Below are 13,793 nucleotides of genomic sequence, written 5' to 3' on the forward strand. Positions count from 1 at the left end.
TTTAGATATACATCGAATCAGGAGAGTGTAATCATGGAAATCGCGACGGCGGTCGAATACCTCAAGCTCCTCGCGAACGAGACGCGGCTCAAGCTGCTGGGCATCCTGGCCAGCCGCGAGCGAAGCGTGGGCGAGTTGGCGGAGATCGTGGCCCTCAAGGAGCCCACCATCTCGCATCACCTGGCCAAGCTGCACGAGGCCGGCCTGGTGCAGATGCGCGCCGACGGCAACACGCACTTCTACCGCCTGGCCGGCGAGACGCTGCAGCAGCTCAGCCGCGAGCTGTTCACGCCCGAGCGCATGGTCACCTTCGGCGGCCGCGACGAGGCCGACGCGTACGACCGCAAGGTGCTGGGCACCTTCTTGGACGGCGACGAGCGGCTGACCAAGATCCCGGACGTCCGCAAGAAGCGCGACGTGGTCCTGCGCTGGCTGGTAGAGCGCTTCGAACCCGGCCGCCGCTACCCGGAGCCGGAGCTCAACGAGATCATCAAGCACCATCACCCCGACACGGCCACGCTGCGCCGCGAGCTCATCGGGACACGGCTGATGGCCCGCGAGAACGGCGTCTACTGGCGCCTGCCGGAGCCGTCCGCGTGAGCCGCGTGCGCGCGCTGGCCGACGCATACCTCCACGCGTGGGCCCGGCAGCACCTGGAGCTGGCCGTGTACCTGGGCGCGCCGCTGAATCCCGACGCGCCCCTGCCGGACAACTCGCTGGCCGGCATCCGCGCGTGGCGGTCGCGCGAGGATGCATGGCTCGCCCAAGTCCGTGCCATCGACGCGGATGCGCTGGACGCGGACGATCGCATCACTCTCGGGGTGCTGCGCCACGCGCTGGAGTCGGAGGCGGATTGGCGGGTCGCCCGGCCGGAGCTGTGGACGGTGGACCAGGCGGGCGGCTGGCACCTCTTCTATCCACCCGTTGCCAGGGCGCAGGCGGTGGGGACGGATGCGCAACGGGCGCGCGCGCTTGCCCGGTGGAGCGGCTTCGGACGCTTCGTGGCGAACGAGACCGACCGGCTGGAGGAGGGCGTCCGCACGGGATGGACGGCGCCGCGCGATGCCGTGCGCCGCGTGATCGACCAGCTGGATGCCACGCTGCGTCTCCCGCCGGACAGCTCACCCTACGCCGATCCCGCCCGGCGCGACCCGGACAATGCGTTCAGCCGCGCATGGACGGCGCTCGTGGCGGACGAGATCCATCCCGCCCTGGCGCGCTACCGCGACCATCTGCGCGACGAGTACCTGCCGCGCGCCCGGACATCGCTGGCGATCTCGGCGCTGCCGTGCGGGGTGGATGGATACCGCGCGGCCCTGCGACGGTACACCACGCTGGCGCTGGACCCGGCGGAGGTGCACGCGTTCGCCCTCGCCGAGCTGGATCGCGCGGAGGCGGAGATGCGCCCCGTCGCGCTGCGCGCCCTGGGCACGGACGACCTCGCGGAGGCGCGGCACCGCCTGCGCACGTCGGACGCGTACCGCTACGCCTCCGCGGACGAGATGCTGGACCACGCGCGCGGCGTCGTGGCCCGCGCGTGGGAGCGGCTGCCGGCGTGGTTCGCCGCGCTGCCGGACGCGCCGGTAGGCGTGGAGCCGATGCCCGGCGCGGACGTCTCCTCGCCCGGCGGCATCTACGTGCCCCCGGCGGATGGGCGGCCGGGGAGCTTCCAGGCGAACACGCATCCGTCCGCCATGCTCACCCGCGTGCGCGCGGAGTCCGTGATCGTGCACGAGACGGTGCCCGGTCACCACTTGCAGCTCGCGCTGGCCCGGGAACGCGGCGCGCATCCGCTCACGCGGGTGATGGGCAACAGCGGCTTCGTGGAAGGCTGGGCCGTCTACGCCGAGTCCCTGGCGGAGGAGATGGGGCTGTACGCGTCGGACCTGTCGCGGCTGGGCTGGCTCTCCGCGCGGACGTTCTACGCCGCCTGGGCCGCCGTGGACAGCGGCATCCACGCGCTGGGCTGGACGCGCGAGCAGGCGCGCGAGGTGATGCGTTCGCGCACGTCCACGGCGCCCGAGCGGATCGACGCCATGGTCGACATGGCGGCCACGTGGGCGGGCTTCGCGCCGGCGTACCTGCTGGGCGGCGCGGAGATCCGGCGGCTGCGCACCGAGGCGGAGGCCGCGCTGGGCGCGGATTTCGACATCCGCCGCTTCCATTCCGCGGTGCTGGAGGACGGCAACGTCACGCTCCCCATGCTCCGGGCCAAGCTGTCGCGCTGGACGGCCGCCCCACGCGCCGGCTGATCTGCCTCCCCTCCCGCAAGGCTCCGACGTCCGCCCTCGTCAGCCCCTCATTGCCGATGGGGCACGGCAGGTATTCCCGCCCTGGCAAGGACCCCGTCCAGCAGCGAAGTCCCTGCGGTGCGAAGGAGATCCTTCGGGCGCGCCCGCAGCCCTTTGAGCGGGCGAGTCCCGCACGGGCGCTCCCTGAAGGCAGGGGCCGGTTCCAAGCGTTCAGCCCCATCGCGCGAGCACCTCCTCCGGACTCGCGGAGCTCGCCCACCTCCCCCAAAACCCTGGGGGAGGTTGGACTGCGGCGGCTTTCATCCCGCAGGTGCGCGCGGCGCCGAATGACGGAGGAAATCAACGCCGATGCGCAGTGTTCATGCGGATTGGGGATCGTCCGCCGCGTTGCGGAGTGGACCTCCCACGGGGGGTCCACCCGCTCGAACCAGGCATCCGCCCTCGTGCTGAACCGCCGCCCCGCATCCCCCTCGGCGAGGCCTGCCGCCGCGCTGGCCCGATGCTTGTCATCCCTCCACGGTTCGCGGTATGTTCGCGATGCGGCGCAGGCGGCGCCGCGCGATCCATTCCGAGCACCTCCGGCGGAGTCCGGCCGCATGCAGAACACGCTGGTTCCCCTGCGCCCCGTGGAGCGCGACACCATCCCCAGGATCTTCTTTGGGGGCATCGACCGGCACGGCGGCTCCCGGGCCCTGCTGTACCGCGCGCCCAGCGGCACGTGGACGGCCCTGCCGCACGCCGACATCGAGGCGCGCGTCACCGCCGTGGCCGCCGCCCTGGCCGGGGCGGGCATCGGCGCGGGGGACCGCATCGCCATCCTCTCCGAGAACCGCCCGGAGTGGGTCGTCACCGACTACGCCGCCGTGGGGCTGGGGGCCATCGACATCCCCATCTACCCCACGCTGCCCGCCAACCAGGTCGCCTACATCCTGCGCGACAGCGGGGCCCGGATGGTCTTTGTCTCCACGCCCGCGCAGGCCGCCAAGATCCAGGAGATCCGGGGCGAGCTGCCAGACCTGCAGGCCATCGTGAGCTTTGACGCCGCGCCGGGCACCACGCCCTTCGCGCGGTTCATGGCCGACGGCGACGCGGCGGTCAAGGCGGGGCGCTTCACGGGCTTTCGCGAGCGCGCCCTGCGCGTGGACCGCGACGACGTGGCCACCCTCATCTACACCTCGGGGACCACGGGCAACCCCAAGGGGGTGATGCTCACGCACTACAACCTGGCCAGCAACGTGGCCGCGTGCCTGCAGCACGGGCTGGGCGACGTGATCCAGAAGGGCGACGTCACCCTCTCGTTCCTGCCGCTGTCGCACGTGTTCGAGCGGATGGTGGACTACCTGTACTGGGACGTGGGCGCCACCATCGCCTACGCCGAGTCCATGGACAAGGTGGCGGACAACCTGATGGAGGTGCGCCCCATGGTGGCCGTCTCCGTCCCGCGCCTGTTCGAAAAGATCTACGCCCGCGTCGTGGGCGTGTCCGGCATCAAGGCAAAGATCGTCAGCTGGGCCAAGAAGGTGGGCGAGTCGGTGGCGGACGTGAAGCTGGCGGGGCGCACGCCGTCCCCCGTCCAGGCGGTGCAGTATCGACTGGCTGACAAGCTCGTCTTCAGCGTGCTGCGGCAGCGGACGGGCGGGCGCGTGCGCAACTTCGTCTCCGGCGGGGCGCCGCTCTCGCCCGAGGTGGCCAAGTTCTTCTACGCCGCCGGCCTGCCCGTGTACGAGGGATACGGATTGACGGAGACGTCGCCCGTCATCGCCGTCAACAAGCCGGATGCCATCCAGCTGGGCACGGTGGGCAAGCCCGTCCCCGGCTGCGAGATCCGCATCGACCCGCAGACGGGCGAGATCCTCACCCGTGGCCCGCACGTGATGAAGGGCTACTGGCAGAACGAGGACGCCACGCGCGAGGCCGTGGACATGGAGGGCTGGTTCCACACGGGCGACATCGGCGAGCTCACGTCCGACGGATTCCTGCGCATCACGGACCGGCTCAAGAACATCATCGTCACGGCGGGCGGCAAGAACGTGGCGCCGCAGCCCATGGAGAACGCCGTGGTGATGTCGCCGTTCGTGGGGCAGGCCGTCATCATCGGCGACCGGCGGCCGTTTCCCAGCGTGCTGGTGGTGCCGGAGTGGGAGAACCTGCTGCCCTGGGCGGCCGCGCAGGGCATCACGACGACGGACCACGAGGCCCTGGCCCGCGATCCGCGCGTGGTCGCGCTGATGGAAAAGGAGGCGCTGGGCGGGCTGGACGAGTTCGCCAAGTTCGAGCGGCCCAAGAAGGTGGCCGTGCTGGCGCAGGAGTTCACCATCGAGAGCGGCATGCTCACGCCCACGCTCAAGATCAAGCGCAAGCTCGTCGAAAAGCACTACGCCGACGTCGTCGAGGCGCTCTACGCGGGCAAGGCTTCCGCGCAGGACTGAGCACCAGCCGGAGCGACTGAAGTCGCCGCAACGACTGCGGAAAGCCTCACAAACTGCGTGAGGCTTCAACCGCGTAAAAGGCCGCCCCGGTGCACCGGGGCGGCCTTTTCTGGGGCAGTCCGCGAAGGCGGACTTCGCGAACGTCCAGCGGCGAATTCATTCGCTCCTGGTGGCGCGGACGACGCGAACGCGCGATTTCTCCCTTCTCTGGGCCCTCGCCTCTCCGCTTACCCGCGCGGAAGCTCGGTGGACGGGAGATCAGCTCGCCTGGACGGGGGCGTCGTGCTCCACGTACTTCACGGCGGGGTGGCGGCGGATGGCATCCAGCGCCCCGGCCGAGAGCTCCGCCGCGAAGCCCAGCAGCGCGTTGCGAAAGACGTACTTCGGGGTGAAGCCGTGCTCGGCCGCCAGGGCGTCCGTCACGTCGTCGGGGTGGGTGCCGTCGCGAAAGACGACGATGTACGAGGGCGCCGCCGCGCTGGCCCGGCCGTGCAGCGGCGCCCGATCCGTGCTCACGCGTACACGCCCGCCGCGGCGGACTCCGGCGCGGGCATCGCCTGCTCGCGGCTGCGCAGGGCCTCCTGGGCCGCGGCCTCGATCTCGGCGTTCACGCGGGCCTCGATCTGCTCCAGCTCCGCGCGCCCGAATCCTTCCTCCTCCAGCCACGCCTCGTACAGCCCCACGGGGTCGCGGCGGCCCCAGCTGGCGAACAGCTCCGCGTTGAACAGGGTGCGGGCCTCGCGCTCGTCGTGCGTGGCGTGGCCGCCCATGCGGAACGTCTCGGCGATGAGCAGCGTGGGCCCCCTGCCGGCGCGGGCGTGGTCCGCGGCCAGGCGCGTGGCGGCGTACGCGTCCAGCACGTTGTTGCCGTCAAAGGTGCCGCCGTTCACGCCGTACATGGCCGGCCAGTCCTCGAACGAGCCGGCCGCGTGCTGCGACAGCTGCGTGCCCAGCGCCACCTGGTTGTTCTGGATGATGAAGATCACCGGCAGCCGGTGCACGGCCGCGAAGTTGATCCCCTCGTGAAAGGCGGCCGTCTTGGTGGAGCCGTCGCCCGTCCACGTCAGGCCCACGCGGTCCTCGCCGCGCTGCTTGAACGAGAGCGCGATGCCGGAGATGACGGGCACCACGTCGCCCACGTGGCTGATGGGGGGCAGCACGCCGTGCTCCAGCCCGCCCACGTGCAGGTCGCGGCCCATGGACGGGCCGTCGGCCGTGCCCAGGTAGCTGCGGAAGATGTCGGCTACGGGCATCCCCATCTCGTGGCACGCGCCCGAGTTGCGGATCATGGGCGCCACCACGTCGCGGTCCGGTCCGGCGCGCCGAAGCGCGTGCACGGGGCCGATTGTGGTGGCCTCCTCGCCCACGCCCAGCCACGCCTTGCTGATGACGCCGTTCTTGACCCAGCGCTTGAGCATCACGTCGTGCAGCCGGTTGCGCAGCAGGCCGGCGTACAGGTCCAGCCGCTGCTCGCGCGACAGGCCCTGGATGACGGCCTCGCGCTCCGGGTTGGCGGTGATGCAGTCACGGCAGGCCTGTACCAGCGCAGGGTCGGCGGTCCAGTTCTGGTACTCGGGCGGGTCGTACGCGGCGTAGCGCTTCATGCTGCGGGACTGCGCGGTTGAACGGCGTTCAGGGTGGACCGGGGAGCATACGGACCGGCGGGAGACGGCGCAAGGAACTGCGAGTGCGAAAGTGCGGAAGTGCGGAAGTGCGGAAGTGCGGAAGTGCGGAAGTGCGGAAGTGCGGAAGTGCGAAAGTAACTGATCGGCTCGTGCGGAGGGGTGAAGTCCGCGCGGGCGCCCCCTCCGGGGTCGCGGAGCTCGCCCACCTCCCCCAAAACCCCTGGGGGAGGGTTGAACTGCGGCTCCTGCCGTTATCCAATCTCCCGAACCAACGCAGATCATCGCGTCGAAGACGCGCGAGGCCGTGCCGATCAGCACGGCACTGGCCCGGGCTGGACCCGTCGGCGAAGGCCGACATCACGTGTTCGGTGCCGCGAATTCATTCGCCGGGGCTGGGATGCGGCCGCCCCTGCTTAGCCCAACCCTCGCGCGATACACCCGACGTAACTCCGCGCGACCGCGCGGCACTCGCCCGCGCCGGACCCGTCGGCGAAGGCCGACATCACGTTTTCGGTGCCGCGACTTCAGTCGCCGGGGGCTGGGGCTCCGCACCATCGCACCCCGTCCTGTAATCTCCTCTGTCCCTCCACGCGGATCAGTGGATCTGGAGATCCACGTCGTCACTCCACAGTGTCCTCCGCGTCGCGCAATGCCGGGAGTTGGCGAACGGGCGTGCGGAGTGTATCTTGATGCGCGGAAACCCGCGTACAATCAGCGCGTTGGACCTCCCTCCACGATCTCCCGTGTTCGACGACCTTTCCCCGGAAGAAATCGCGCTGCTCAAGGAGCTGGCGGAAAAGGGCGCGCCCGTCAGCGAGGCGCGTCTCAACGCCGACGCGCTGCGGCACCTGGGCATGCGCCGCTACATCAAGCGGCTCAGCGGCTTCAGCATCATCACGCCGGACGGGCGCAAGGCGCTGCAGTCGCTGGAGCGCGGCCAGCAGCCCGCCATGCCGGCGCACCAGGCGCGCATTCCGCATCCCTCCGCCCGCGTGGTCGTTTCCACACAGGAGGCGGAGGACGAGGAAGAGGCCGACGACACGCGCGTCAACAACACGCAGGAAGACATGCTGCGCCAGCTGGCCCTGGCCGAGGCGCCCGTGCCGTTCGACGACCTGGACGGCCGCGTGGTGCGGGCCCTCGAAGGCCGCGGCCTGGTGCGCAAGGCGGACGGGCTGGTGGAGCTCACGGACGCGGGCCGGACGTTCTACGACACCAAGGTGCGCCGCCGCCGCCGCGCCCGCACCAGTTGGGCCAAGACGGCGACCATTCCCGTCGAGGGCGTGGAAGACCGCGCCGCCCGCGCGGCTCTCATCCGCGAGGCCGTCGACGCCCTGCAGCGCGCCGTGAGCGACGCCGACGAGCTGGAGATCGGCGACCTGCCCGCCCCCGCGCGCGATGCCTTTTCCGGGCTGCTGGAGCTGGCCGACCGCATTGAGCGCGGCGCCGACCCCCGCCGCATCACCCGCGGCTGATCCGCACCCGCACGCACAATCGCCCCGCGACCTCATCGGTCGCGGGGCGATTCTCATTGGGAGCGGGAAAAATCCCGCTATTCCCTATTCCCTGTTCCCTATTCCCTGCTGTCCCCGAGCTTCTTCTCCGCCTCCTCCAGCGCGTCCCAGGCGAGCATGGCGCACTTCACGCGACGCGGCAGCTTCGCGACGCCGCTGAGCGCACGCAGGTCGCCGAGCGTCTTGTCGCGCGCGGCGGTCTCGTCGCCGTGCACCATGTCGCGAAAGCGCGCGGCGACGGCGTGGATCTCGTCCCACGACTTGCCGACGGCGTGCTCGCTCATCATGGACGCGGCCGCCTGCGAGATGGCGCACCCGTGCCCGCTGAAGCGGATGTCCTGGATGCGGTCGCCGTCCACCTGCACCTGCAGCAGGATATCGTCGCCGCACACGGGGTTGCGCATGGGCACCACGGCGTCCGGCTCCGCCAGCTCGCCGCGGTGCTTTGCGTTGCGGTAGTGCTTGAGGATGACTGCCTGGTAGACCTCGTCCAGCGCGGACCGCTCCGTCATTGCGTCTCCAATGCTTCATGCAGGGCAGACTCGAGGTTTGCGATCAGCTCCTCGCGAGTCCCACCCTGTGAGTTCACGCCCGACACGCCATCGACCCACCCGATCCACCAGGGCCCGCTCCGCTGCACGGTGGCAGCGTGACCACGTTCCAATCCGCGCAGGCGGATTTCGTGCCTTTCCAGCGGCGAATTCATTCGCTCGGCGCGGTGCTCGCGTTGGATGTCATCCCCGAACGGCCACGTGCGCCGTTGCTGGCTGGGCCCTGTAACCTGTCCCCTGTAACCCGCAGTTCCGCCCTTCAGTACCCGAACAGCCCGCGCGCCTTGTGCAGCGCGTCCACCAGCGCATCCACCTCGTCCGTGGTGTTGTACAGGTAGAACGAGGCGCGCGCGGTGCTGCCCACGCCCAGGCACTTCATCAGCGGCTGGGTGCAGTGGTGGCCGGCGCGGATGGCCACGCCCTCGCTGTCCAGGATGGTGGCCAGGTCGTGCGGATGGATGTCGGCCAGGGTGAACGAGATCACCCCCGACCGCTCCTCCAGGCTGCGCGGGCCCAGGATGTTCAGGTCCGGGATCTCGGCCAGCCGCTCCACCGCGTAGCCGATGAGGTGCCGCTCGTGCGCCAGGATGGCGTCGCGGCCGATGGTGCCCAGGTAGTCCGCCGCGGCCGCCAGCCCCACGGCCCCCGCCACGTTGGGCGTCCCCGCCTCGAACTTCGTGGGGATGGGCGCGTACGTGCTGCTCTCCAGCTCCACCCACTCGATCATGTCGCCGCCGCCGTGGAACGGGGGCATGGCCTCCAGCACCTCGCGGCGCCCCCACAGCCCGCCGATCCCCGTGGGGCCGCACATCTTGTGGCCGCTGAACGCGTAGAAGTCCGCGCCCAGCGACGGCACGTCCACGGGCATGTGCGGCGCCGACTGTGCACCGTCCACCACCATCAGCGCGCCCACGGCCCTGGCCCGCGCCGCGATCTCGCGGATGGGGTTCACCGTGCCCAGCGCGTTGGACACGTGCGCCAGGGAGACGATCTTCGTCCGCTCGCTGAGCAGAAAGTCCAGCCCCGACAGGTCCAGCCGCCCCTGGTCGTCCAGCTCCAGGAACCGCAGGCGGGCGCCCGTGCGCTGGGCCAGGATCTGCCAGGGGACCAGGTTGCTGTGGTGCTCCAGCATGGACAGCAGGATCTCGTCGCCCTGCCGCACGTTGGCCAGGCCCCACGTGTACGCCACGAGATTCAGTCCCTCCGTCGTCCCGCGCGTCCAGATGAGCTCCGCCGGGTCCGCGATGCCGAACAGCGCCGCCACCCGTTGCCGCGCGCCGTCGTACGCGTCCGTGGCGCGGTTGCTGAGCTCGTGGATGCCGCGGTGCACGTTGGCGTTGTCGCGCTCGTAGTGCGTGACGATCGCGTCGATCACCTGGCGCGGCTTCTGGGTGCTGGCCGCGTTGTCCAGGTAGACGATGGGCTTTCCGTGCGCCGTCTCGCGCAGGATGGGAAAGTCCTCGCGGATGCGCTGCACGTCCAGCGGCGAGGTGGACGGGTGGGCAAGCGTTGCCTCAGTCATACGTGCAGATCTCTCTCGCGAAGTACTCGTCGCACCAGAGCAAGCGCACCGCGCGTTTTGCTCCAGAATTCTCCTGCTTCGCGCCAGTAGAAAATTGCCTCATCAGCTATCCGGTTATAGCGGGGGCGATCGTCCCGCGCAGTCCGGTGTGTTTGCTTTGCCAGCTCTTTAGCAATTGAAGGTTGACGACGAATTGCACCTTCAAGTGCCGCAGCAGCATCGCTTTTCCGACCTAGTTGATAGAGCGCAAGCGCACGCCCATAGAGTAGATCCGAATCATAATCGTCGTGGTGCCGCTCACAGAATGCAAGCACGTCTAGCGGTCGGTGTAGCCGGAAAAAGCACCGTACGATCAGTGATTTTGGTGCCCGCACATTGCTCGGATCCAAGTACAGGACGTTCTGGAAAATCGAAAGCGCTTCACCGACCAATCCCCGTCTGCGATGTTCTGAGCCGAGATTGAGGTATGCTTGGAGAAACGACCAATTGCTCGGATAGCCCCAGAGGAGGTGATCCCTGCCGAAGTAAAAGTCACTAGGCAGCAGAGCTAGGGTCCTTCTGATTATCGATTTCCAAGTTTCGTACGCTTTGTCTGGCTCACCATTCCGCTTCAGGGCCCAAGCTAACGTATCTTGGGCATCAACATACTCAGGGTAAGCACTTACAACTGACGTAAGAATCTTGACGCCTTCCTGATATCTTTCCAGCTCCAGATGGCGCTGCGCCGTCTCATGGGTGTCCCGTACTCGTTGATCAATACGCGGGAATACGAAGTGCCATTCGTGTCGACATCCCTCCACGAGATGGAACGTATCGTCTGAAGCGGATGCTGTTCGTAGTCGCATAAGAGCACGGTGAGAAGCGCGACACCGGGCGCATGCCGGCATCGCGCCTCGAAAACCTGCACATCCGAACGTCTACGGCACGTCCACCCAGACCGCGCCGTCCTCCACCCTGGCCTCGTAGACGGCGATGGGGCGCGTGGCGGGCGCGCACAGGGGCTGCCCCGTGCGGATGTCGAACGCGGCACCGTGCCATTCGCACGTCACGGTGCACGCGCTCGTGTCCACCTCGCCCACGCTGAGGGGAAAGTCGCGGTGCGAGCAGTTGTCGGCGAATGCGTACACCTCGCCGTCCACCCGCGCCAGCGCGATCCGCCGTCCCGCCGCCTCCACTCCCAGGACCGCCCCCTCGGGCGCGAGCTCCGGGAGGGCGGCAATGCGTGTCCAGCCCAACGTCAGCCGCGCGCGCGCAGCTTGCGCTCGGTCACGCGCAGCAGCTCCTGCTTTACGTCCTCCAGCGGCAGCTGCTCCAGCACCTCGCCAAAGAAGCCGAACACCACCAGGCGCACGGCCTCGAGCTTGGGGATGCCGCGGGAAAGCAGGTAGAACACCTCTTCCTCGTCCAGCTGGCCCACGGTGGCCGCGTGCGAGCAGCGCACGTCGTCCGCCTGGATCTCCAGGTTGGGCAGCGAGTCGGCGCGGGCCTTGTCGCTCAGGATGAGGTTGCGGTTGGTCTGGTACGCGTCGGTGCGCTGCGCCTTGGGGTGCACGCGGATGAGCCCGCGGAACACCGAGCGGCCCTGGTCGTTCAGCGCGCCCTTGAACAGCAGGTTGCTGCTGGCGTGCGGGGCCAGGTGGTCCTGCAGCGTCTGGTTGTCGAAGTGCTGCGTGCCGTCGGCGATGTACAGCCCCAGCATGTCCACGTGGCTGCCCGGCGCGCGAAGCCGGCACTGCACGTCCGCGCGTCCCAGGTCCCCGCCGAACGACGTGTACAGCGTGGTGATCTTGGCGTCGCGCCCGGCCACGAGCCGGTCCGTGGACAGGTGCGCCACGCCGCGCCCGTACCGCTGCACCTGCGTGTAGATGACCGTCGCGCCCTCGTCGGCAAAGATCTCGGCGGCGCCCACGGACAGCGCCGTCTTCGACAGGTCGTCGGAGCCCAGCTGGTCCACCATGGCCACGTGCGCGCCCTGCTCGGCCACGACGAGCACGCGCCCGGCCACGGCCGTGCCCGCGTCGCTCAGCCAGCGGTAGACGCGGAACGGCACCTCCACGCGCACGTCCTTGGGCACGTACAGGAACGCGCCGCCCGTCCAGAAGGCGGAGTTGAGCGCGGCGAACTTGCCGTCGTCCGGCGTGATGGCCGTGCCGAAGAACTTCTGCACCAGCTCGGGGTGCTCGCGGGCGGCGGCCTCAAGCGAGGTGAAGATGACGCCTTGGGCTTCCAGCTCCGCCGGCACGTCGCGCAGGACGACGGAGGCGTCCACCTGCACCAGGCGGGCGCTGGTGCCGGTGGCCTCGCTCATCACGGCCGTGAGGCCGGCGGGGAGGTCGGCGTCGGCCAGGGGGCCACGCTCCTCGGCAAACGAGAACGCGTCGAGCTTGAAGAACTTCTTGATGTCCGTGTAGCGCCAGTCTTCCAGGCGCGTGGTGGGCATCGGGGTGTCGGCGAAGACGGCGTGCGCGCGCATGCGGGTGTCGCGCAGCCAGTCCGCCTCGAGCTTTCGGGCCGTGAGCATCTCCACCTGGTCGCGGGTGAAGAGGCCGACGTCGGCCGGGGTGATGGTGGTGGTGGTTGTATCGGGCACTTGTCTTTATCCGTCAGGGTGTCGTTCGCAACGCCTGAGGGAATCAGGGAATAGGGAATAGGGAATAGGGAATGGCGGACAACTGCATGATCGGCGGACGACGCCCGTGGCTTTCCTCGCCGACCCATCTGCCCCTTTCCCCAATCGAAGACAGGAGCACGTGCACGTAGTTGCTGGCTATTCCCTATTCCCTATTCCCTATTCCCTGTCCCCTGCCGTACTCATCCCACCGAGCCTTCCATCTCCAGCTCGATCAGCCGGTTGAGCTCCACCGCGTACTCCAGCGGCAGCTCCTTGGCGATGGGCTCGATAAAGCCGCGCACCACCATGGTGGCCGCCTCGTCCTCGCTCAGCCCGCGCGACATCAGGTAGAACAGCTGCTCGTCGCCGATCTTGCTTACCGTGGCCTCGTGGCCGATCTGCGCGTGCTGGTCCTCGATGTTGATGTACGGATACGTGTCCGTCCGCGCCTCTTCGTCCAGCAGCAGCGCGTCGCACTCCACGTTGCTCTTGGCGTGGTGCGCGCCCGGCTGCACGTGCAGCAGGCCGCGGTACGACGACCGTCCCGAGCCGCGGCTGATGGACTTGGAGACGATGCGGGACGACGTGTGCGGCGCCGCGTGGATCACCTTGCCGCCGGCATCCTGGTGCTGGCCGTTGCCCGCGTAGGCAATGGACAGGATCTCGCCGCGCGCGCCCTCGCCCATGAGGTAGCAGCTGGGGTACTTCATCGTCAGCTTGCTGCCCAGGTTGCCGTCCACCCACTCCATGGTGCCGTTGCGTCCCACCTTGGCGCGCTGCGTGACCAGGTTGTAGACGTTGTGCGACCAGTTCTGGATGGTCGTGTAGCGCATGCGGGCGTCGTCCTTGACGATGATCTCGATGACACCCGAATGGAAGCTGTCCTGGCTGTACGAGGGCGCCGTGCACCCCTCGATGTACTGCACCTGCGCGCCCTCTTCCACGATGATGAGCGTGCGCTCGAACTGCCCCATGGCCTCCGCATTGATGCGAAAGTAGGCCTGCAGGGGCATGTCCAGCTTTACGCCCTTGGGCACGTACACGAACGAGCCGCCGCTCCACACGGCGGAGTTCACGGCCGCGAACAGGTTGTCGCGGAAGGGAACCACCGTGCCGAAGTACTCGCGGACGAGGTCCTCGTGCTCACGCAGGCCGTCGTCCATCCCCTTGAAGATGACGCCCTGTTCCTCCCACTCCTTCTTGAGCGAGTGGTACACGACCTCGCTCTCGTACTGGGCGCCCACGCCGGCCAGGATGCGGCGCTCCTGGTCGGGAATGCCCAGCCGCTC

Annotated in this window: 12 protein-coding genes; 4 read left to right on the forward strand and 8 right to left on the reverse strand. The window is 68.9% G+C overall.

Annotated elements, in window-relative coordinates; all coding sequences use genetic code 11:
- Positions 1-33 precede the first annotated feature (33 nt).
- The 3 genes from VFZ20_RS06730 (at position 34) to VFZ20_RS06740 (ending at position 4,681) form a co-directional block, all read left to right on the forward strand.
- Positions 34-600 carry a metalloregulator ArsR/SmtB family transcription factor gene (locus VFZ20_RS06730; protein ID WP_329683074.1) on the forward strand — a complete coding sequence of 189 codons (567 nt, stop codon included), beginning with the start codon at positions 34-36 and terminating at the stop codon, positions 598-600.
- Positions 597-2,252: a DUF885 domain-containing protein gene (locus VFZ20_RS06735; protein ID WP_329683075.1), complete on the forward strand. Its 1,656-nt coding sequence runs from the start codon at positions 597-599 to the stop codon at positions 2,250-2,252. Before VFZ20_RS06730 ends, VFZ20_RS06735 begins: the two co-directional genes overlap by 4 nt.
- 596 nt (positions 2,253-2,848) lie before the next feature.
- Positions 2,849-4,681 carry a long-chain fatty acid--CoA ligase gene (locus VFZ20_RS06740; protein ID WP_329683076.1) on the forward strand — a complete coding sequence of 611 codons (1,833 nt, stop codon included), beginning with the start codon at positions 2,849-2,851 and terminating at the stop codon, positions 4,679-4,681.
- A gap of 258 nt (positions 4,682-4,939) precedes the next feature.
- Here VFZ20_RS06740 and VFZ20_RS06745 read toward each other — a convergent pair whose 3' ends face one another.
- Positions 4,940-5,197: a protease inhibitor I9 family protein gene (locus tag VFZ20_RS06745; RefSeq protein WP_329683077.1), complete on the reverse strand. Its 258-nt coding sequence runs from the start codon at positions 5,195-5,197 to the stop codon at positions 4,940-4,942.
- On the reverse strand, positions 5,194-6,285 hold the full coding sequence (locus VFZ20_RS06750; protein ID WP_329683078.1) for a thiamine pyrophosphate-dependent dehydrogenase E1 component subunit alpha: 1,092 nt from the start codon (positions 6,283-6,285) through the stop codon (positions 5,194-5,196). Before VFZ20_RS06750 ends, VFZ20_RS06745 begins: the two co-directional genes overlap by 4 nt.
- 764 nt (positions 6,286-7,049) lie before the next feature.
- Here VFZ20_RS06750 and VFZ20_RS06755 point away from each other — a divergent pair.
- Entirely contained in the window at positions 7,050-7,781 is a 732-nt protein-coding gene (locus VFZ20_RS06755; RefSeq protein ID WP_329683079.1) for a hypothetical protein, read from the forward strand.
- A 98-nt stretch (positions 7,782-7,879) separates the two neighbouring features.
- Here VFZ20_RS06755 and sufU read toward each other — a convergent pair whose 3' ends face one another.
- The 6 genes from sufU to sufB all read right to left on the reverse strand — a co-directional run.
- Entirely contained in the window at positions 7,880-8,332 is a 453-nt protein-coding gene (sufU, locus tag VFZ20_RS06760) for a Fe-S cluster assembly sulfur transfer protein SufU (RefSeq protein ID WP_329683080.1), read from the reverse strand.
- A 298-nt stretch (positions 8,333-8,630) separates the two neighbouring features.
- Entirely contained in the window at positions 8,631-9,893 is a 1,263-nt protein-coding gene (locus tag VFZ20_RS06765; protein WP_329683081.1) for a cysteine desulfurase, read from the reverse strand.
- The gene (locus tag VFZ20_RS06770; protein ID WP_329683082.1) at positions 9,890-10,207 is read right to left on the reverse strand and encodes a hypothetical protein; all 318 of its coding nucleotides are present in this window, start codon (positions 10,205-10,207) and stop codon (positions 9,890-9,892) included. Before VFZ20_RS06770 ends, VFZ20_RS06765 begins: the two co-directional genes overlap by 4 nt.
- Positions 10,208-10,810: 603 nt before the next feature.
- Entirely contained in the window at positions 10,811-11,128 is a 318-nt protein-coding gene (locus tag VFZ20_RS06775) for a non-heme iron oxygenase ferredoxin subunit (RefSeq protein WP_329683083.1), read from the reverse strand.
- Between the two features lie 2 nt (positions 11,129-11,130).
- Positions 11,131-12,483 carry a Fe-S cluster assembly protein SufD gene (gene sufD, locus VFZ20_RS06780; RefSeq protein WP_329683084.1) on the reverse strand — a complete coding sequence of 451 codons (1,353 nt, stop codon included), beginning with the start codon at positions 12,481-12,483 and terminating at the stop codon, positions 11,131-11,133.
- Between the two features lie 221 nt (positions 12,484-12,704).
- A partial coding sequence (gene sufB, locus VFZ20_RS06785; protein ID WP_329683085.1) for a Fe-S cluster assembly protein SufB occupies positions 12,705-13,793 on the reverse strand: 1,089 nt, incomplete at its 5' end.

The organism is Longimicrobium sp. (assembly GCF_036280135.1).
Taxonomy (GTDB): domain Bacteria; phylum Gemmatimonadota; class Gemmatimonadetes; order Longimicrobiales; family Longimicrobiaceae; genus Longimicrobium.